Source organism: Mycobacterium sp. SM1 (assembly GCF_018361265.1).
Classification (GTDB): Bacteria; Actinomycetota; Actinomycetes; order Mycobacteriales; family Mycobacteriaceae; genus Mycobacterium.
Map to the genome: position 1 here is coordinate 29,567 of NZ_JAFLNH010000005.1, position 19,413 is coordinate 48,979.

The 19,413-nt window shown below is 63.4% G+C and carries 24 protein-coding genes and 2 pseudogenes; 7 read left to right on the forward strand and 19 right to left on the reverse strand.

Features of this window, described 5'->3' with window-relative positions:
* Positions 1 to 74: 74 nt before the first annotated feature.
* The 10 genes and pseudogenes from MSM1_RS20220 to MSM1_RS20265 all read right to left on the reverse strand — a co-directional run bounded on the left by MSM1_RS20220 (position 75) and on the right by MSM1_RS20265 (position 6,782).
* Positions 75 to 1,307: a hypothetical protein gene (locus MSM1_RS20220; protein ID WP_307857463.1), complete on the reverse strand. Its 1,233-nt coding sequence runs from the start codon at positions 1,305 to 1,307 to the stop codon at positions 75 to 77.
* 602 nt (positions 1,308 to 1,909) lie between these two features.
* Positions 1,910 to 2,470 (reverse strand): hypothetical protein, encoded by a 561-nt coding sequence (locus MSM1_RS20225; protein WP_213445890.1) that lies wholly within the window; start codon positions 2,468 to 2,470, stop codon positions 1,910 to 1,912.
* A gap of 158 nt (positions 2,471 to 2,628) precedes the next feature.
* Positions 2,629 to 2,883 (reverse strand): hypothetical protein, encoded by a 255-nt coding sequence (locus MSM1_RS20230; protein WP_236057289.1) that lies wholly within the window; start codon positions 2,881 to 2,883, stop codon positions 2,629 to 2,631.
* On the reverse strand, positions 2,880 to 3,335 hold the full coding sequence (locus tag MSM1_RS20235; protein WP_213445892.1) for a hypothetical protein: 456 nt from the start codon (positions 3,333 to 3,335) through the stop codon (positions 2,880 to 2,882). The genes MSM1_RS20230 and MSM1_RS20235 overlap by 4 nt, the downstream gene beginning before the upstream one ends.
* Positions 3,332 to 4,219 carry an alpha/beta fold hydrolase gene (locus tag MSM1_RS20240; protein WP_213445894.1) on the reverse strand — a complete coding sequence of 296 codons (888 nt, stop codon included), beginning with the start codon at positions 4,217 to 4,219 and terminating at the stop codon, positions 3,332 to 3,334. The genes MSM1_RS20235 and MSM1_RS20240 overlap by 4 nt, the downstream gene beginning before the upstream one ends.
* A gap of 395 nt (positions 4,220 to 4,614) precedes the next feature.
* Positions 4,615 to 4,854: pseudogene (locus MSM1_RS22255) on the reverse strand (WhiB family transcriptional regulator); the annotation flags it as partial.
* Entirely contained in the window at positions 4,851 to 5,243 is a 393-nt protein-coding gene (locus MSM1_RS20250) for a WhiB family transcriptional regulator (protein ID WP_213445899.1), read from the reverse strand. The pseudogene MSM1_RS22255 and the gene MSM1_RS20250, both read right to left, overlap by 4 nt.
* A 59-nt stretch (positions 5,244 to 5,302) precedes the next feature.
* Entirely contained in the window at positions 5,303 to 5,935 is a 633-nt protein-coding gene (locus tag MSM1_RS20255; RefSeq protein WP_213445901.1) for a hypothetical protein, read from the reverse strand.
* A complete protein-coding gene (locus MSM1_RS20260; RefSeq protein ID WP_213445903.1) occupies positions 5,932 to 6,258 on the reverse strand; it encodes a WhiB family transcriptional regulator in 327 nt (108 codons plus the stop codon). Before MSM1_RS20260 ends, MSM1_RS20255 begins: the two co-directional genes overlap by 4 nt.
* Positions 6,246 to 6,782, reverse strand: coding sequence for a hypothetical protein (locus tag MSM1_RS20265; protein WP_213445905.1), 537 nt, complete (start codon positions 6,780 to 6,782; stop codon positions 6,246 to 6,248). Before MSM1_RS20265 ends, MSM1_RS20260 begins: the two co-directional genes overlap by 13 nt.
* Positions 6,783 to 6,818: 36 nt before the next feature.
* On the opposite strand from MSM1_RS20265, the gene MSM1_RS20270 reads away from it, so the two are divergent.
* Together MSM1_RS20270 and MSM1_RS20275 are read left to right on the forward strand one after the other, a co-directional pair.
* Positions 6,819 to 7,013, forward strand: a complete 195-nt coding sequence (locus MSM1_RS20270; RefSeq protein WP_213445907.1) for a hypothetical protein — start codon at positions 6,819 to 6,821, stop codon at positions 7,011 to 7,013.
* A 398-nt stretch (positions 7,014 to 7,411) separates the two neighbouring features.
* A complete protein-coding gene (locus tag MSM1_RS20275) occupies positions 7,412 to 7,897 on the forward strand; it encodes a helix-turn-helix transcriptional regulator (protein WP_374101756.1) in 486 nt (161 codons plus the stop codon).
* 956 nt (positions 7,898 to 8,853) lie between these two features.
* Here MSM1_RS20275 and MSM1_RS20280 read toward each other — a convergent pair.
* Positions 8,854 to 9,009 (reverse strand): hypothetical protein, encoded by a 156-nt coding sequence (locus MSM1_RS20280; protein ID WP_213445909.1) that lies wholly within the window; start codon positions 9,007 to 9,009, stop codon positions 8,854 to 8,856.
* Positions 9,010 to 9,055: 46 nt separating this feature from the next.
* Here MSM1_RS20280 and MSM1_RS20285 point away from each other — a divergent pair, with 46 nt between their 5' ends.
* A complete protein-coding gene (locus tag MSM1_RS20285) occupies positions 9,056 to 9,292 on the forward strand; it encodes a hypothetical protein (RefSeq protein ID WP_213445911.1) in 237 nt (78 codons plus the stop codon).
* A gap of 2 nt (positions 9,293 to 9,294) precedes the next feature.
* Positions 9,295 to 9,576 (forward strand): hypothetical protein, encoded by a 282-nt coding sequence (locus MSM1_RS20290; protein WP_213445913.1) that lies wholly within the window; start codon positions 9,295 to 9,297, stop codon positions 9,574 to 9,576.
* A gap of 375 nt (positions 9,577 to 9,951) precedes the next feature.
* Here the strand turns inward: MSM1_RS20290 and MSM1_RS20295 are convergent, their stop codons facing one another.
* Genes MSM1_RS20295 through MSM1_RS20305 form a run of 3 tightly spaced genes read right to left on the reverse strand, consistent with a single transcriptional unit; the run spans position 9,952 to position 12,984 of the window.
* Positions 9,952 to 10,698: a cyclase family protein gene (locus tag MSM1_RS20295; protein WP_213445915.1), complete on the reverse strand. Its 747-nt coding sequence runs from the start codon at positions 10,696 to 10,698 to the stop codon at positions 9,952 to 9,954.
* 8 nt (positions 10,699 to 10,706) lie between these two features.
* Complete coding sequence (locus MSM1_RS20300) at positions 10,707 to 11,765, reverse strand: helix-turn-helix domain-containing protein (protein WP_213445917.1); 1,059 nt, start codon at positions 11,763 to 11,765, stop codon at positions 10,707 to 10,709.
* On the reverse strand, positions 11,758 to 12,984 hold the full coding sequence (locus MSM1_RS20305) for a hypothetical protein (RefSeq protein WP_213445920.1): 1,227 nt from the start codon (positions 12,982 to 12,984) through the stop codon (positions 11,758 to 11,760). Before MSM1_RS20305 ends, MSM1_RS20300 begins: the two co-directional genes overlap by 8 nt.
* A 45-nt stretch (positions 12,985 to 13,029) precedes the next feature.
* On the opposite strand from MSM1_RS20305, the gene MSM1_RS20310 reads away from it, so the two are divergent.
* Complete coding sequence (locus MSM1_RS20310) at positions 13,030 to 13,350, forward strand: hypothetical protein (RefSeq protein ID WP_213445922.1); 321 nt, start codon at positions 13,030 to 13,032, stop codon at positions 13,348 to 13,350.
* A 298-nt stretch (positions 13,351 to 13,648) separates the two neighbouring features.
* Here MSM1_RS20310 and MSM1_RS22260 read toward each other — a convergent pair whose 3' ends face one another.
* Entirely contained in the window at positions 13,649 to 14,770 is a 1,122-nt protein-coding gene (locus MSM1_RS22260; protein WP_236057293.1) for a hypothetical protein, read from the reverse strand.
* An 834-nt stretch (positions 14,771 to 15,604) separates the two neighbouring features.
* On the opposite strand from MSM1_RS22260, the gene MSM1_RS22265 reads away from it, so the two are divergent.
* Positions 15,605 to 16,135: a hypothetical protein gene (locus MSM1_RS22265; protein WP_236057295.1), complete on the forward strand. Its 531-nt coding sequence runs from the start codon at positions 15,605 to 15,607 to the stop codon at positions 16,133 to 16,135.
* Between the two features lie 605 nt (positions 16,136 to 16,740).
* On the opposite strand, the gene MSM1_RS20320 is transcribed toward MSM1_RS22265, so the two are convergent.
* Positions 16,741 to 17,361 (reverse strand): hypothetical protein, encoded by a 621-nt coding sequence (locus MSM1_RS20320; RefSeq protein WP_213445926.1) that lies wholly within the window; start codon positions 17,359 to 17,361, stop codon positions 16,741 to 16,743.
* A 15-nt stretch (positions 17,362 to 17,376) separates the two neighbouring features.
* Entirely contained in the window at positions 17,377 to 17,736 is a 360-nt protein-coding gene (locus tag MSM1_RS20325) for a hypothetical protein (protein ID WP_213445928.1), read from the reverse strand.
* Positions 17,737 to 17,785: 49 nt separating this feature from the next.
* Here MSM1_RS20325 and MSM1_RS20330 point away from each other — a divergent pair.
* Positions 17,786 to 18,153: pseudogene (locus tag MSM1_RS20330) on the forward strand (IS1634 family transposase); the annotation flags it as partial.
* 140 nt (positions 18,154 to 18,293) lie between these two features.
* Here MSM1_RS20330 and MSM1_RS20335 read toward each other — a convergent pair.
* Positions 18,294 to 18,755, reverse strand: coding sequence for a hypothetical protein (locus MSM1_RS20335; RefSeq protein ID WP_213445929.1), 462 nt, complete (start codon positions 18,753 to 18,755; stop codon positions 18,294 to 18,296).
* Positions 18,752 to 19,345 (reverse strand): winged helix-turn-helix domain-containing protein, encoded by a 594-nt coding sequence (locus MSM1_RS20340; protein WP_213445931.1) that lies wholly within the window; start codon positions 19,343 to 19,345, stop codon positions 18,752 to 18,754. Before MSM1_RS20340 ends, MSM1_RS20335 begins: the two co-directional genes overlap by 4 nt.
* Positions 19,346 to 19,413 lie beyond the last annotated feature (68 nt).

The following is a 19,413-nucleotide window of genomic DNA, read 5'->3' on the forward strand; positions in this document are numbered from 1 at the left end:
GATATCGAAGTCAGCGCCGGCCCGCGCCGCCGGCTGATGCTGGCCAGGTGCCGCAGCTGTGTTGCGTAGATCAGTCACGCCACGGCCCGCTTGTCGGCACCGGAGTTGTTAGCGTCCATTTCGCTGGCGATGACTTGCCAACACCGGTCGCAAACCACCGACTTCAACGGCAGTTGCGGCCGCGCTATGGCCTCCTGGGAGCCGCACACCACGCACTGGCAGCCCGCGATCGCCAAGTCGGTCAGCAGATCCGTGTGACGCGTCGCGCCCTCCGCAACCGGCTGACCGGCAACCTCCTCCGGCTGGGGACCGAGAACCTCCGCGACCCAACGCGCCAACGCCGCTGCCAAAGGCATCCCGGGGAACATACGGGCAACCCGCCGACCCGCGCCTGCCAGCGCGGCGACCGGATCCGCCGCCGGCTCACCGAATTTCACCTGATGAGCGCGCAATAGCTCAGCGCGCTCATCAGTACTGGTCACCGCCGCGACGCTGTTGTACCAGCGTGCCGTGATCTCTGCGGCGGCGGCCTTGGCTTGAGCAGTAGCTTGATCGTCCCACGCTTGCTGCAGCGGGCGTAGCCGCGGCCCGACACCAACGATGTTGTGCCGCAACCGCCATAGCGCCAAGCGCCACGGGCGCTCTACATGCTGAGGCAGCGGCGCCGACAGGACCTCGAGGATTTGATCCGGCCGCCACCCGGCTAGTAGACGTTGGCGGATCTCCCCGCCCAGCAACCAGCGCAGATGCCTAGGCAGTTCAGCCATCGGCTTGGGCAGTTCATGCAGCACTGCTTGGAGTTCTTGAGTGGAGACATCTACCGCAGTCGGGCGGGCCGTGGCGGGCTGGGCCTCGTCGTGGAGGGTAGGGAGGTAATTATATTGGCTTTTATAAGGAGAAGCCGTCGAAAAGGTGACGGGATTGGTGTCGCCTTGACTCTTACCGCTGGTGATAACCCGGCCGGAGCTGTCCCTATCAAGCACCGCAATATCGTGGATAAACTGGTCATGGATCGCCATAAATGCTCGCCTGCCGCGGCCTCGCGCTGGCTGGTAGACGATCAGATCAAGAGCTGCTAAACGCGCCAGGGCACGCCCGATGGTTTTTAGATCGTAGCGGCGGCCAGCGGTTGCCACTATGAGCTCGACGACTTGGGTTAGCCGAATCTGGTCATCAGTGATCCTGCTCCAGCCACACAGCAGCGCCAGTACCGCTGACAGCACATGGTTGGCAGCACCGCGTAGCCGCAGCCGACGCGCGTATCCTTCCACGCGTTCACGCACCAGCGCGGCATCGGCAAAACGCACTCGCGGCCGATGCTGACAGATCTGATGGGCCGGGGTTTCGTGTGCGCGGCACGCGCATGAAAGTCGCGTGTTTTCGCAGGTCGCGCCATTTGTTTGCGAAACACGGCCCGGATATTTGCAATCATGTCCAGGGTAAGTGCTACCCTGAGAAGCACCTGGCATGGTGTTCTCCTCGGTAACGCGAGGACCCCGAGGCCCGAAGTTGGCGCTTCAGGCCTCACGAAGCCCGGAGTTGGCGCTCCGGGGTTTCGACCTCTAATCGATTCCCAGCTCCCCCTCCAGGGGGGTGTCTGTCTTCTTGGTCCCGCTATGTTTTTGTCGGGCACCCCGTAAAAGGGTGGTTAGAACAGGTGTGTAAACCTCCTTTTCCGAGTCGTTACCCTCAATCGGACCACGCCACTGGCCGATGGAGTTGGATCGACACGGCTGTAGCGGCGGTGCCAATGCCGCTACAGCCGGTGCGCCAGGAAGACCGGCACGCGTCATAGCGATCACTGGTACGGCATCGACCAGGTGCCAGGCGCGCAGACAGCAAGGTTTGTGCGTTTAGGACAGGCAGCGCGCAGATCCCCAGCGCCTGGATCGACGTCGAGCAGCTGCGGTTAGTGGTCTCCATGTGCCTCCGATCCGCTGTGGTGCTCACCGATAGTCCCGCCGGTGGGCGGATCGACCGCGATCAGGTAATGCGCAGCCATTGCGGTCAACACCGAACATGGTGCGGCTACCACACATTCAGCGGTGGGCACACCTTCCTGGTCGCCGGCCCACGGACCGGCCCTAAAGGTGCAGGCGCCGCACACCACCCGGTAATCTGGGCACACATCTTCGCCATGAACCGCTGCGGGGTCGCGGCAGCGGGCGCATTGCTCACACACGGTTACAATTGGCCGGTGTTCGGCGGCATGCGCCAGCAGCTCTGACCGATGCCCCAGCTGAGCCTCGCGGTCCGGCGGAGCATCAGCGAGGATCGCCGTGAATATCCGCCGCAGCAGATCAGGATTCCAACCACCACCGACCCGCCAGGATGATTGGGCATACAAGTCTATTTCCTGATCGATCGTGCCCCTATTAAGCGCGACAACCCACCCACATCTTTCACAGCGGCCCTTCGCCAGCCAGCGGCTACCGTAGGTGAACGCCCCAAACTGGGAGGAATACGCCACGCGTGCTCCACATACTGAATACACGTCAGTACTGATATAGGTGCTGCCTTGAGCCGCGCTCGTATTCAGCAGGTCCCCCACCACCGATAGATCCACCGCATGCCACCGCGGCCACGGACCAGCGGCAACCCCGATTCCGAACCGGCGTGGACGACCCATCAGGGTTCCTTCCGGAGCATGTGTTGCAGTTGGTAGTGACGATGTGTGTAGCTGTCGCGCTCGGCGATATCGCCGGCGGTCATCCGCTGCCCGTTGGGGTTGCGGCGCAGCATCGGCCCGAACGCGCGCACGCAGTCACCGCATGGCTCACCGACATCGGCAACGCGATTAGTGCAGCCGGGAAGAACGCACAACACCGAATTCACAGTGACACCCCCACCAGCGCCAGTAAACAAATCCGTCACAGAAATCATCGGTTGCTCCTCGCCATAGCGCTGAGTGCCGTTTGCGTTGTGCCGCAATACGGTTGTTGGTTATCGATGCCAGGGAACTGATCCGAGAAATCGCCACGCAGATTACCGAAATCTGCTATAGGCTCGCAGAAATCCACACCCCACTGCTCAAATAGCACCGCCAGACTGTCAACCACATCGACGTGTGCGGGATCAGCAAGGTAGACAGGATCAATCACCACGGGGTCAAACCAGGACAACCGTCCGGCGAGCTCCATCAACGCCAGCGGTGTTCGAGCCGCCGCTACTGGCCGCCCACTCGGTGCATGCACCAACACCCAACGTCCATCAAATGATGGCTCCCCCTCGTCACTGATCCGCGCAGCCGGAGCGATCACCAGATGCGGGCACATAGTAAGGAACTGACACACACGCTGGGTCAGCAGCGCCGTATACGCTGACTCGCCGCTCATAGCCACTGCCTCGTTCTCGTTGGCGGCGAACAAGCCGACGACGCCGCCGAGAACACGATGGCGCGCCGGATTTCCTCGGCGACAAGGTTGGGGGCCTCATGCAGAATCATGTGTCCGGCCCCGGGGAGGTGAACGAGCTTAGCGCCCGGGATGCCGCCAGCTAGGTCGTAGGAATGCGCCGGCGGGGTGAGACGGTCGCCCCCTCCGCTGATAATTGTTGTTGCTGCGCGGATGGAGCCAAGAGTGTGATACTGATCGAAATCGCGCAAAGCTGGCAGAAAGCCGACTTTGGTTGTCAACGGTGTCGCGTTGATAGCAGCGGCGGAAATCGCGGCGAGAGCCTCACGGTGTGCCCTGTATCCGCCGTATCGGGTTAATGCGTCACATAACGGCCGGGCCAGAAAACGTATAGCCCCATCAGTTGCCGAACACGGGGTGTGCTGCACCAGGGTGTAGAGGAGGTCTATCACTGGTATGGCGACGAGCCGGCCCAGGCCGCGCTCAGCGAGCCTGCCTGCAGCAGCAGAGATAAGAATGAGCGATTGCGGTTCGACCGGCCTGCTGCGGCGACTGAGGTAGGCGATTACGGCCATCGCCCCCATAGAGTGGCCGGCGAGCGTCAGCGGACCCGAAACACCAAGAGCTACCATCATTTCAGCGAGATCGTCGGCCAGCTGCTCGATGCGGTAGGTGTGCATCGGGGCAGCCCCGGAACGCCCATGGCCGCGGTGGTCATAGCTGATCAGCCGGACGCTGTCTGGGTACCTGCGCCGCAGATAACCGATCTGGTGGACCCAACTGAGTTGGTTTAGGCATAGCCCGTGCAGGAACACCACGGTGTGACACGCCGCAGGTGGGTGGTAGTCACACACCGCCAGCCGCACACCGTCTCCAGTGATCACCTCAGCGTCTACTCCATCCGGCGACCAGGAACCCAGCGCAGGGCCAGCAACGTCAACCGTCATAGTCATGCCACACCTGCCGTCTCCCGCGGCCAGCGACGATGGCCTGTGCGCTCGACATCACGCGCACAGACGTAACTTTCATGGCAGGTCTCGCAGCGTGTACGGCCCGGCGAACGCCTTGTGGACATGCAGTCCCGGCACAACCCGCGCCGGTAGGCTTCATGCCGATCAGCAGGCACACCAGCCACAGCAGCGGCCAGATCCTGCCGGCCCCTAATAGCCGGCAGCAGGTTGCCGGCTCCAGCAGCTGTTGAGTCGGCTGCCGGCCACATATACTCGGCCAGCCATCGACGACGATCATCAGCATCCAGGCCGCCGACCACGCTGCGCAGCCGACGCCGCTCCCGCTCAGAAAACCCTCCCCAAACACCAAAGCGCTCATCGTGGTCCAACGCCCACTCAAGACACGCCAACCGCACCGGGCATCGGATGCAAACCCGTTTGGCCTCGCGGGTAGAACCACATTTTTCCGGAAAGAACGCGTCGGGGTCGGTCTGGGCGCACAACGCAGCCCCTGACCATGAGGGCAAATCCAAGTGGCACTGCGCCGTCATGCCGCCCCCTGGTCTTCAGCCACAACGCGCACCCGCTTAGCCCCCACTTCCCGGCGCCGAATCTCGCGCCGGCGTTCTGCCATGGTCATGCCACCCCAGATGCCGCGCTCGTCACGACCCCTGGCCAACCCATAGCTGCGGCACTTAGTCAACACCGGGCAGTATGCGCAGATCGCCTTACATTCGGCCTGCATCCGTGGACTACGGCTAAGCCAGTCGAGCCCCGGAAAAGACCCGCAGGCCCCGTCCAGATAGAAATCCTTCAAATCGACTTCTGGCTCGGCCTGCAGCGGCTCCGGGCACGGCAACGCCAAATACCGAGAAACCGAGCGTTTGGTGACCCGCAAATGATCGGCGATCGCGTCCAGTGACTGGCCGCGAGTGCGCATCTTGTGCGCAGTAATCCGATGATTAATCCAGCGGGCGTTCTGTTGTCCGACAACACCGCTCACAGCCGCCCCCCCATCGTGTCGATGTTGGCGTCACGCAGACGCCGATACTGGGCACCGACCTCGGCGATACCTAGACGCTGCAACGCTGCGGCAACATCACCGGCGCTGATCGCCGCGCGCGGTTCCCCGTCTGTGGGTTTGGCGTTGATCCCAATCCGCGCCATCACCGCGGTCAGCGTCAGCATCATCGGCGGGCTCGGACAGGCGACCTTCATGCCGTGGCGGCTGAATGTCGCCGCGGCATGCACCGCGCCGCGGCTGATTCCCAACGCCGCTGGAATCCCTGGCCCGAACACCCAGCGGCCGTCCCGAAACCCGTAGCGGCCCAGCACGATTTGCGGATTCGACACCTCCACCGTGGCGCCGTCGCCGTCGACGTCGAGCAATTTGACATCGCTATGGGAGATGGCTTGGGTCAACCACAGCGCCGTAGGGGCATGCTCGAAGCGAATACGCATCCGGTGGCCGCTGCGTTCAGTCGGTGTGAACGCCAACAGCGCCGCCACATGCCGGACCCGCACCTCGGGCCGCTCACGCACCACGCACAGCTGTAGCCGCGCATCCGAGAGCACTGAAGCGAACCCGTGCTGGCGCGGCCGCCGCGGTGTCGCTACCTTGGCGGTCTTCATGCGGAGACCCTCAGCGCGGCAAGCCCAGCGATGCCGGGATCCAGGTCAGCGATGCGGCGCAGCTCGTCCATGGCCGCGCCCCAGCCGTTGGCCTCTTTGCGTTCGGGCACCCACACGCCGGCGTACATCCCAGTTTCGGTCTGCGCCAAGACAGCATCTTCGGCACACTGGCGGCGCACCGGGCAGCGCTGGCACATCGCCTCCAAATGCACCCGCACATTGCGCGGCGGTCTCCGCTCCGGTGTCCACAACTCGGGCGCGTCTGCGCTCTCCAGGTAGCACACCGCTTCAAGACGCCAATGCTGTCCCTTCAGCTGCAGCACACCGAACTCCTTGCAGGTGTTCGTGTTATCTCAGCGATGAACCGCACCGCCATCGCAGCGACCCGCGCCGCAGCCGGACGAGCGGGCTCATCGAAACGGATCGCCGACCACAACGCGTCGTACTCCCGCTTGACGAACCCGAACGCCTCATGAGCCGACGACAACGCCCGCCCCGCCGGGCCCACGGCGCTACGCACGGCCTGCTGCTCGGCGATCGCGGCGCGACACCGCTCACGCGCTGAGCCGCGCGGCTCATACAAATCAGCAATGAACCGTATGGCCATCGCACCCACCTGGGCGGCCTCTACGCGGGCACACCCAATCCGGTCGTGGCGCACTTCATCCCACAACTCGTCGACCTCTTCGCCGAGCACCATGGCGCCCTCCTCCAAAGACCGCCACAGCTGCGGGTATTCGGCTAGGGCGCGGCTCAGCTCGTCGCGGACAGCAAGCTCGGCGTGCCGGTAGCCGGCCTCCGGGTCGCCGGTGGTGTAGGCCCCGGCCAGCAGGTGCGGCGTCCTCATGCCCACACCGCCCGTGGCCGGCCGATCACATGCCGGATGCATTCACTGCAAGCGTCGTCACCGGGAACGCACGGCCACCCGCAGATGATGCAGGCGCTTGTGCAGGTGCGGCAGGCCAGCTGGCCGTCGACACGCACCGGCTCCAGCGGCACCCTGCTGCACATGGGGCAGTCGCCGACGATCGACGGTGGCCAGCTACCAGCCCCCGGCTGGCCGACCGGACCCGCATAATCCTCGGCCCGACCGGTGTTTATGCAGGTCAAAACAGACGAATGTGCATTTAGGGCCGGAACACTTGATTCCGTTGAGGCGTAACCTCTACCCTGAGATCGACTCGGCAAAGTCATCTCCTCTTAATCGGGGAGTCCCTGGACGCTAAGGCTGCTACCTTCTCGTCCGAACCAGAGAGCTGACCCCCTTCGGGGGGTTTCTCTTTTTTCTGGGACAGGGTTTATTGGGAATGTTTTGGAAGCGCCGCAGCAGCGAGCGCAGCTAGAGCAGCAGCCGCACCACCACCTTCCCGGCAAACGTCACCGAATCCCTCCTCATCACATCGGAACGCTCAGACCATACTCTAGGATATGACAACTGTCTATGACAGCGGAATTAACAGGAAAGTGGAGACCTCGGTGAACCTTTCTGACTATGAACCGCGCTGCAGGCCCGATATGACACGGCGCGTGCTGCGCGGATTCAATCCGCAGGCCTTCGCCGAGGCTCGCCGGCGCAAAGGCATCAGCGTCGCCGACCTGGCCCGCCTCGCCGATGTCGGCCAGTCGACTGTGCATGCATGGGAAGCTGGCCGCGGAACCCCCCAAGTGGATCTGCTGGCTCGCGTCATGCGCATCCTCGACACCGGCATCGAACAGGTCGTCACCATCCCCCCCCAGGAGCGCTACCCCGGCGACTGGCGGATCATCAAAGGAATGACCCAGCCCGAGTTGGCCGCCGCCGCCAAAATCGCAACCACCACGCTGCGAGGAATCGAACGCGCCGACATCGGTCTGACCGACGCCAACGCGGTCAAACTCGCAAAGCACCTCGGCATCAGCGTCGAGGAATACCGGGCCGCATACCAGCGCGCCCGTCACCGCCCGCCCGGAACCCCAGTGTAAACCTCGAGGAAACCCCAGCAAACCGCCGCAGCGAGCACCGCCCTGATCACGACGCAAACCGCAACCGTCCGATCCGCGACGAAACGGCGGCGCGCAGTTAGCCAGCCCAGCCCTGTAAGGCCAGCTAAAACCCAGCGATGCCGCCATAATGCCCTCCTGAACGCCTTACGTTGCCATGCCCCAGACGATGCTCACACGAAAATTTCAGCAGGCAAGACCTCGAAAGTCACGAAACTGAGCAAAGGAAAAAACGACAATCCGACGATAACAATCCGATAACAATTGCGAGGCTGCCTGGTGAGGCAGAACCCAAACCCGCCGGCCACACGACACGAGCCACCACCACAACTCGGGCCCGCATGACCCAGCAGGTAAGCCGGCGCGCCCGACCACCCGAACCTTTGCGGTGTCGAACATGTTGACCCGACCTTCTTCGGCGCAAGCCTCGCCATTTATGGCTGGGTTAGCCGATCCCGTTCGTCGCCGGGCGTAGCCCGGCGCTTGGAGCCAGTGTGTCTGGCCGGTGTTGTCAGATCGGCCCGCTATGCTCGTTGTGGGTTCGCAGGGCAGGACATCGCCCGGGGCCGGAACCCAGGTAGCACCAACTCGCGAGGCCGCGGCAACACCAGACACCTGCGGCGCCCGCAAGGGACAGAGCGAGTCGGCCCGAACCGCCTCCAGCGGGCGGCCTACGGCGGCGCGCAACACTGCGCCGAGACAGCCGAACGCTGCGCGGAATCCCATGTCAAAACGGTGCGTATACGGCTGTCCACCGTCAACAGCAAGAGACACAATCCACCCGCTCTGATCAGGGATTAAGCCGGTTTGCGCCACTGTGAGCCACCTGGCGCTTCGACCGTGACCGCGATAGGCCGCCGCGAGACAGCCGCCGCCGTTCGCGCCCAGAGCATCAGGACGCTGTCGGTGCCAACGATCCACGGCGACACCGTGGACGATCAGGGAGTCTGGGGGCGACGCCACGCGTTTATCGACACACCTTTGTCCTGCTCAGCGGCGTTCTCCGCCAAGTTCCACACAAACCGCGCGTGGCGACAATGCTCGGCCAGCACCACCGCCTGCTCCAGAACAACGAAGTCGCGCGAAGCGACCATCTGCTACCCTATGTGGGTTCAACCCACCACGGGTAGTGTGGTTGGTATGAGTGAGATGATCCGCACCGACAGCCGCGGCCGCGCCACGCTGGTGGGCCACCCTGACTCGACCTACTTGCTGCACGAGGAACCCGACGGGGTGTTGGTGTTGGAACCTGCAGTGGTTATGTCGGCGGCACAGGCGAGCTACCTCGCGCTCCCGGCTGCCGACCGCGCGCGTATCGAAGAGTTCGTCGACGACCCGTCCACCGCAGTGAAACGCACCTATAAGCGACGCCGGTAACCGTGCCCATCGAGTACGCACCAAAGGCCGCCGCGCAGCTCGACGCGCTGGAGCAATCTGCGGACGATCAGACCTGGGACGCGATCTGCAGCGTGCTCGAACTGATCGACCAGCACCCGGACAGCGCGCAGGCCCGGCGAGAAGAAATCACCGGATCAAACGGCAAGAAGATGTGGAAGGTGCCCGTGCGGTCCCCATCCGTCAACGACCTCGCCGTCTTGTGGAGTCGAGGCTCAACCGTCGACTATGTGGTGTTCGTTGGCGTGATGCCGATCGCGAGGTAGCACCACACTGGCCAGCCAGTCCGCAACCGCCAACGCGCGAATGTCCTCACATCGGGACGTCGACGAGCCGCCGAAGTCCAGCCGTAGTGCGCAAGCACGCAAGCGGCGAGGCCGCAGGCATCCGCCCTCGCGGAAGTCAGTGGCGCGTATCAAAGCCCGACGCGCAGCGCGGGCCAAAATACGACAGAGCCGCTCGGCGCGAACCTCCACTACCGACCAGCCCGCGGCGTTGCTCGCAGCATGAACAACGAGACAGCTGGCCGGCACGAGGAATCCCCGCATCTTCAGTGCGGGGAGGACGTCAACGACACATAATCCTGTCACCGCGCAACAGTATCGAGGCGTTTCCCAACAGTAACAGCGGTGATCGCACGCCTATCGACGCTGTGCGACGCCATTGGGCCTCAAAGCGTAAACCGTTGCGGGTGAGCCAGTGCCGCCGGCGTTGATGAAACCGCCAACCGCAAGCCAAAACCCGCGCGCAGGAAGCCGGTCGAGGTTAGCAAGCACTTCGAGGCTGATGCGATGCTCCCGGTACAGAAGTTTGGAAACCGCGAACGTTTCATCAACACCGACATCGGGACTAAACGCGTCCGTCCCCAACGCTCCGCGATGCCCGAGCGCCCCTCGCCGCAGCAGCCACCGCACCGCCTCAACAGAGAATCCCGGGTGACGCGGCACGCCGTTATCGTCGAGATTGGCGAAACGCGCAGTCGGCCAGCGCTTATGCCAGCCGGTGTTAAGGATGACCGCGCACTGGTGCGGAAACGGCCCAAATACCGACTCCCAAGCTTCGAGATCATCGACAGTAACCGCGTAGTCGTCATCGTTTTCAGCCTGACGTTGCACATCGATCATCACACCCGGCAGAAAAAAGTCTTCAGCCTCCAGCTCGTCCGCGGCAGCTGCACCTTCATTGAAATGGCGCGGCGCACCCCAATGCGTTCCGGTATGTTCACCGACTGAAACATAGTTGAGCGCATAACCGTCGCTATCGAAACTGGTCACAGGCTGCAACCGGTACGGGGGATCGCCGGGGTAGTGACATACTTCCCCGGGAGCCAACCGATGTGACAAACCGACAACTTGAACGCCGTCGGCTCCGAAAAACTGATCAAGCATGAAAGCGCCTACCTCTTTTCCAGCAAGTAACTGGCAGCAATGCTCATAGCCGAAGGAAAAATCATGTACCCGACATCGGCGCCGTACGGAATCGAGTTTTGTGGCTTCCACCAGGCGAAATAGACGAACAACAAATCCGATATCAACAGAACGGCAACTCCGCAGAACGCCACCGCTAACGACCAGTTGCGCTCGCGGCGCCCAATCCAACCGAACAAACCGAACACAACCAGCATCGTCAGGTCGGTAACGATGTAGAGCGCGTAGACGACAGCCGCGCCGACGGGTCCACGGATGAAAAACAACAGGGCCAGTGCCGCTGCAGCCGTGGTCGACAACATCAGAACGACAAGCACTCCTGCGCACGCCCAGCGCAACCTCGCCGGCAACGCCGCCACAAAGCTCGGGATCACACAAGCTGGAAGCAGCAGATAGAACAGATCACCGATCGATGGCGCAGCAGGGATTGGGTTATCGAAGATATCGCGCATCGCAAGCCAATACGCCTGACCCCCAGACCACCCCACCAGCCCCAGCGCCAGCGCCAGCGCACGCCCTTCTTTGCTCTTAGCGAAGACAACACCCCATAGGCCGGCTGCAACAAGGCCGAACCCGAGCTGCGCGGCGTCGGTGATCGCCTGATTGCGTGAAGCGCTGGCCGGTGCCAAGCCTTGCACAGAGACGACGATAAAAAGCAGCACGAAGCACGCCGCCGCGACATAAGAGGCCAACCCCCGTCGCAGAGACTCGTCAGCAGCCGCCGCTGCCGCTGTTGGTTGACCACCCCCACCCATGCACTCGATCCAAAGTTGCCGAAACATCTCTGTGTTGCCGCCCAAATGCGCCACAACAGCTTCGAGTACGTCCCACTTCGGCACGGACTCTCCACTGAAAACCCGCCCAACTGTCGCGCGACTCCACCCTGTTTTCTGCGCCATCGAACGAAAGCTCGGCTGGCCCGCCGCCAACCGCAGCCGGTACAACTCACTTCGTAATTCGGCCAACGAGACAGACCGTTTCAGCCCGTCATCATCCGGGGTATGCCCCTTGGGAATCGCCTCATCCACACGCCAAATCCGTCCGCTTTTGAGCTAATCGGAAGTCGTGTTCAATGAGTTCAAGGACTTCGTTATCGCCGCGGTCGCGCAGGATCGACGTAACCTGGTGCGGTCTACAGTCAAGGGCGCGAGCCAGCGCGGGAATCGGATCCTGTGCGGGCTTCCCTAGCAGGGCCTGCAGGTGGCAATGCGGACTTTCTCCAGCCGTGATCCGCGCTACGTCTATAGCGTTGTCACGCAGATTGAACACCAGCACGACGGTGTCGCCCAATTCGGCGCCGACGCTCGCCGCAAGAGCGCGCAGTGATCCGACACTCGGTCCGCGCGTCGTGGAAAGATGCCAGGCAAGCTTGATGGCACCATGAGGGCCGCTAAATAGACGATGCTCACCCGGGTGTATTCCCAATGCTGCCGCCACGGCGGGATGGACCTGCTGGCCCGAGCCGCGCAGCAGATCCCGGGTTACCGCCAGGGCCACCCGTATTTCGTTGCGTCCATTGCAAAACACGCGGCGCACCGAGCGCAATGGAGGCACAGTCGGCCAGCCATCAGCTGCAGTTCGCTTGCGCACCATACCGCCTTCAGTCACAAAGCCGGGGGCCGCTGCTAAGTAAGTACGAACGGAGATCTCAGCGACATCAGGAAAACACGTCCTCATATCGGCAACCACAGTCTCAACTTCGATGACCCCGCCGGCAACGTCAATCCGTTTCACGATTTCACTGAAGACGCCGCCGTATTCATCAAGCCCCCACTCCCGTAGCGCCCAAGTCCGTCGGGTAGTACGGGCGAACCGGTGGTCGCCGTACAGCGCCTCACGCACCGCCCGGGGATGATAGTTCTCGCCGATCGCTGCGGCGATCATCTCCGCGGTCGCAGGAACTCCAGACACGTGCAGCACAGCCACAGCCTTGTCGGCCACCGATGTGCCCCACCGCACCCACCGGTCACCGAAACGCCGCAACCCCGGCCGACTCTTAACAAAGTCCTCGGCAACATCAGCAGCCATGCCAAGAAGACCCAGTTCAGCGACGAGGTCAGCAGTCGACGGCGCCCCAAATCGAGCAAGTGCTGCATTCAGCGCCGCTTCTGCGGCGCTGAATGCTCCTGTCGAAGTGTCCTCAAACCAGCCATCACGCCACGCGTAGGGGCCCGCCACCGCCAGCAACATCAATCCTGCCTCGCCCTCCAGGTCAAGCCCGATATCTCGCAGCGCCGCCTCGATCATGTGGTCACGAACCAAAGGGCCTATTGCGCGACGAAGTTGTTCTGCGTGCGCCGCTACGTCACGGTGAAATGGATCGGCGAGCAGCTCCGCGAATCGGACCTCCGCCTTACGCTGGTTGCGCATGACCGATGCATCACTGGTACCAAGCACCTCGGCAACCTTCTGAAGGGTCTGCGGCCGCAGCGCCCAAGTCCGCCCACGCAGGATGATCCGGTCACTTTCGGTGAGGCGATCGAGCAGTCGCAGTGCCGCAGACGCAGCGTCATTCGCCGCAGAATTCGACCTAGCCCTTTCGACGGCGTCTCGCGCGGCCGCCATAATGGCGCGCACCGTGGCCGCACCGCCCTTTGGCCGGCTGATCAATGATGAAATCGTCTGGTCGGCCAGATCCGACCAGGTAGCGAAATCCCCAGAGTAGAAGCTCCGAGCGCGCCCCGGAAGCCGCCCGTATGGAATCGGCTGCGCACCGATATGCTCCAGGCCGTCGATCAGCTCAGCGATCGGCCTGCCGGCCAGCTCCCGCGCTGATATCTCACCCCACCAGTCAGCCGCCATATTTCATGAAAAATACCTCAGATGGTGCGTGGGTGTATAACGCGGGAGTCGCCGCCGCGCGGTGAAGGCCGACCCGGCTTGGCACAGGTCGAAAAATCTGAAACGCGTGCTAGGCGACGGCGGCGTCCAAGCTCAATGGCGCTCCCGCCAGACGGCTCGCATACAAAAGATCCGCGCAACCATCGACGGTGTCGTAGTTGCGCAGGCACTCGATGACCTCGGCGGCGCGCGCGGTCGCCAACGCCCGCGCTGGCTCCGATCCCCCTTGCCCGCGTGTCCTCACAGCCGACTCGTACTCGACCAGCGCGATGTAGCGCTCGTTGCGAACCTGCTCCCACAACTGGTCGCTGATCGGCTTGCGTTCCTCAAACAGCCGCATCACCGTCTCACAGGCCGCGCCATGAAGATGTCCGGCCATCGCCGCCATATGCATGTGCCGCGCGGCGATGCGCAGCCGATCCTGGGCGCTAAAAGCATTGGCCTGCCGCCACTCCCACGGCATCGCGACCTGGCAGCGATGCAGCATGACACCGAGATCGGGCGCGGCGGATTTCTGGAGGTCCACGCTGACCGGCCGCGCGCCCACCGCGGCAGCCCAGTCGATCACCTGCGCCAACGGCACCGAGCCGGCGATGGCCAACACCCGCTCCCCCGGCGCGGCCATCTGACGCGCTTCAGCGTGGCGCACCACTACCTCGAGCGGATTGGCACCGCCAGCGGCCGCGGTCTTCTCCCAGAGTTCACGTCCCACCACCGGATCAGTGACCGCAAGCCGCACATCCTGCGGGATGCGCACACCCAGCGGGATATATGAGGCGCCTTCGCTGGTGGCTAACCACGCGGTCACTGCGCCGGTTCGTTCCCAGATCAGCGACACCGCAAAATGAATTGGGATGTAGCCCCTGATTTGAGCGAGCATCGCCGCGATCACGTCACGGCCAGCATCCATCGCTTGCTCAAAGAGCTCGTCACCGGTGGCACCGCCCGCCCCGATGGAAGCAAGCCGGTTTTGTGGCATCGCATAGGGGGCCGCCGCCGCACCCGGCGACGAGCCCGCCACCGGCCCGGAGCCACCGACGGGTTGTGCCGCGGCCGGTATGGCCGGCGTGACCGGCCCCGCGGTCGGCGCACCACCTAGCGGCGCCGCGCCGCCGCCCGCAGGCGGCGGGGGCATCATCACCATCGGGGCACCACCCGCAGCAGCCGGGCCCGCAGCGGCTGGGGTGGTCATGGCAGCAGGATTCGGCGCAGCCGACGCTGCTGCTTGTGCCGCCGTCGCTTGCGCCGCCCCGGCAGCAACGTTTTGCGCAACCTGGTTACCCGCGTTCGCAACCGCGCCAAGCCCATTCGCCGCGCCGCTGATCACGCCGGAAGCCATCCGCGCCGACGTCTCCGCAATACCACTACCCAAGCTCGCCAAACCGGGGGCCTGACCGGCACCACTGGCAGCGCCAGCACCGGGAGCAGCACCGACACCAGGCGCGGCGGCCGCGTTAGGACTAGCCAACGGACTCCCCTGCGCCGCAGCAGGAGTCGCCCCAGGATTACCGAAATTACCCAAACCGCTTGCACCCGAAGACAAAGGCGACCCAGCCGCCGGCGACGAGCCCCCACCCGACGAGATCGGCCGCATCATGTGACCCACCAGCGAACCAGGACTACTCAACCCACCAGCGCTCTGCGAAGGAGATGACGTCGCAGGCTCCGGCGTCGAATGCGGCAGTGCCGTTTGATTCGGATCGGACCCGTTAGGCTGGTGATAGGCGGTCTGCTGAACCTGAGTCTGTTGTCCCTGCTGGGCATTTGTACTCTGTTGCGCCGGGATCCCCGTAGCTGGATCGGCTTCATTGGTGGTGTATTTGTCGACAGGCTGGGCACCAGCGCCACCACCGTGCGGTTTAGGTTGGGCGGGTGCTGGTGTGGCAGGTGCCGGTGCGGCGGGGACTTTGCCGATGTCCGGTGCCCCAGCAGGCTGTGACAGAAGATTATTGCTGAATGGCATTGTCCAGCTGCCGATTTCGGAGGACAACCCGGCAACCGTGGCGGCACCCTGAAGATCGCGCGCTTGGGCCTTGCCTTTGGCACTCGCAACGATCGCGGCAATATCGGCCTGCAACTTGTCCTCTATCGCTTGCGCTGCGCCCGGCACTGCCGCGGCAGCAGCCTTTGCCTTCTCAGCAGCGTCCCGCGCTTCCTGAATATCCTCCTCGGCCTGGTTGACTATCTCAACCAGATCGGCCTTGGTGGAATGCAATTCGTTTGCAGCCCACAGGGCCTGCTTAGCAAGGTAACGGTATCCTTCAATCCGGTTCTGCAGCGCAGTTTCACACCCGGCCTCAAGCGCGCGCGCAGCATCGATGAATGCGCCTTCCATCGGTGCCAAAATGTCGCGGATGTCGTACTGGATATTCAGAGCATCGAACAGCCGGTTCGCTGCCTGGGTGAACTCCATTTCGTAGCCAGACCACGCCGTCACACTCTGCGAAGGCCACGAACCAGCCAGAATCGCAGCCGAGTGCTCGGTGGCGGGCATCGACACTTCACCAAAAGCCAAGGCGTACAAGCCCTCCGATTAAGGCGCCAAGCGATAGCATAAAGTGCCGACCTCGTTGGCGGTTGTATTACCAATCTCAATAGCATTGCCAAAAATGGGGTCATTTGTGCTGATGGCGTCGCCGAGAAGACGAAGCTGCTTCACTGCAGTGGCAGCAGCCTCAGCGAGGATTGGAGTGGTGCCTGGGGCAATCGCGGGCTTCAGAATAGCGCTTGCTTGACGGTAGGAGGCGGCCGCCTTTTGGGCCGCTGCGTTCCAATCAGGGTTAGTGGGAACTACCGAGTCGCCGACCCTTACTCCTGTAGGAAGCGTCGCCAGCGCCGCCTTGCCTGAGTCAATGAAATGGCCAGCAGGGATCCACCCGTGCTCGCAAGTCTGGCGGTCCGCTTGCGCGGCCGGCAATGGCGCTGGTGATGGATGTGGCGCCGCAGTCATGGTGACTGTCACAGGCGCGCTTGTCGGGGTATTGGCAGTTCCGGTGCCGCGGACCTGGATTGTGATCACAGCGGCAACGACCGAGGCCGCAGCCGCGCAGATAACACCCGCAGTGACGGGCACAAGCCAACGCCGCCTGTGATCGTCAGGCGGTAACGGGAAATACCCCGGCATTGCTGGGGTCGGCGGCGGTAAGCCGGTGTCAACCCGAGTCATCGTGGGAAGCATATCCAATCGAGGGCCTTTTGGCTGGCCTGGAAAACGGCCACGGCTTTGTCGCTGTCTGGATCAAACGATTTGTAGGCCTCACTGAGGGTGCGCAGCGAGCTGACGGTGGTGTCGGAAACCTCGGCAAGTATTTGGCTGGTTCCTGGCGCGATCTGGGACGCGAATACGTCGGCAGCCTGGGCGTATAGGTCGCTGGCCCGCTTGACGCCGGCCTTCCATGCCGCGTTGTCCCGCACTGCAGGATCTGTGAACGGCATGCCCTGGGGGATGACGTTTAGGGCGTATGCGGCGGCGGTGACCAGATTGTCTGCTGTGCCCCACGCGTGGCAGGTCTGCTTGTCGGCCTCTGCTACGGGCAGCGGGGTGGGCTTCGGAGGTGTGGCAGTGACGGTGACAGTCGGCGCAGCGGTCGGCCCAGCCGTGTTGTCGCCGGATCCGGCGGTGGCGGCCATCGTGACCAGGGTGGTGATGGTGCCGGAAATGAGCGCGCCGACACTGGCGGACGCGGCGACCGCGGGCCAGCGACGTCGGTGTTGCGACGGCACGGGCGGGTAGGGCCGCGGGGGCCGCGTCGGGTAAGCCGGTGGCGGCGGCGCGATCGACATCGGAAAACTCCCTGGTCAGGCCTTGAGGATCTTGCCGGCGCTGCCGCCGGGGATCATTACCGGTGTCGGGAATTGGGTGGCTGCACGGTTATAGTCGTGGGCGCCCTGCTGGTCCTGCTGAGTAAAGACCGGTGGCGACTCTGTGAGCGCGGCCTGCTGCTTGGTGGCCCACAGGCTGCCCTCGGCGTCGGCCTTGACGCGCATCGCCTCGGAAGCGGTGGCCAGGCCGACGAGGGCCGCGTCGAGCTGCGATGTCGCCGTCGGCGGTGGTGGCGGGATCGCCGGCACCGCGCTGGCAGCCAGCGTTTGTGCTGCTTTGCCGGCCGCCGACGCCAACTTCTCGGTCTGGATATCCAGCTTGCTCTTACTGCCCATGGCAGTCATTGTCCCAGTAACTGGCGACAAACGAAACCGGCAAGTGTAGGAGGCCAAGACCCGGGCGCTGGCCGGTTGCAACGGATACACCACCGCAACGTTCGTCATCGATGCGTATCACCAGCTGTGGCGCATCCAGAAGGCCTTCTGAATGTCCAAGCACGACCTACAAGCCCGGCCGATTTACCGCCGCCCGCGACTCCATCGAAGCCCATCTCAGCGTCGTTGTTCGCCGCGATGGCCGTCTCCCATTGGATCGAGCACCAAACCAGTTGGAGCATCAAGAAAGTCGTCCGCACCGCGAGGCGCTACCGCACCGTCACCATTCAGGCCGGCAACCACACCCTGACCGCCGCCGAGCCCCCGCCAACCGATCTCGCCGAAGCCCTCACCAAAATCCACGAGGCCCGAGCGCATGCAGCGTTATGTCGCCGCGCTGGCGGCCAGGTATCGGCGCGCGCAATGCGAGCCGCGCGAAGGCGGTTGTCTTACCGGAGCTCGTGCAGTGCACCTCGTTTCGTGACCGTTGCTCTTACCTGGCGACAAGCGGGCAAGTGTTATGGATGCCATATACGGAGGGTCGGTAGTAATTGTTCAGCTGCGCGCACCGTGCGCTCAACATAGTCGAGCGCCTCGGCTGCTGCGTCAGAAGCGATCGCCACATCGCTTGGGCTCTGTGGATATTCGAGCTTGTTGCGCCGGCGCCGCATCGCATTGAAGAAGTGGAACGGCTCGCCGAACTGAGCGCGAACTGCTTCGGCGATGGCGACATGGCCGCCCTCCATCTTGGGGCGCAGGCCTTGTTGGATGAGCAGTGCGGTGACGGCCTGGCGGGCGCTGTCATAGGCGATGGTGTAGGCGCTGACAGGGTCGACGTTTAGCAGGGTTGTTGCGGTTGTCAACCGTTGGCGTGCCTGCTGGATCAGATAGCCGCCATTAGCGGCGTCTCCGCTGATTTGCTCGAGATGGCCACGTCTGATGAGTAACACGATGGTGTCGCGGCCTTGCTGCCAGCTCACGCCGCGTCCACTTCGGCGCGGTAGACAACAGTGTAGGGGCGGTTACGGATTTCGATTATCAAGGTCCAGTCGCCTGGTTCGGCCCACTGCTGGGGTGTGCAGCGGACCGGGTTGACCTCGATCCCGATCCTGCGCTGTGCCCTGTCTGCAGCTTCGTAGAGGGTGAGTTCGCTGATCGATCCGACCACTAGGACGTCGATGTCTTTAGGCGGCGGGCCAGGTTGGTCGACGTAGCGGGCTGCCCAAGAGCCGAAAATAATCACTTGCTCGACGCCGTCGATGGCGAACTCCTGGCCAATGACCTCGACTGGGCCGAAAGTCATCATGACCAACTGAGTTAGCGGTCCGGTGGCGCGGTTGGAGGGGTTAGCTGAGAGCAGGCGGTTGCGTCCCTGCTTGCGCTCACGGATGAGGCCCACGTCGGCGAGACGCTGGGATTCGCGCTGCAGGGTTGTCAGTGGCACGTTGAGCTCGCGTGAAAGCTCGGAGAGGGTGTACTCCTGGTCGGGGTTGAGCAGCAGCCGGGTCAGCAACTCCGCCTGGTGGCGGGAGCGGAAGATTGGCATCAACAGTGGAGCGTCGCTACGCATAAATGGACTATATCACCCAGTAAACGCAACGTCCGCAGTCGGCCGATCACCGAACCTTCTTCGGCGGA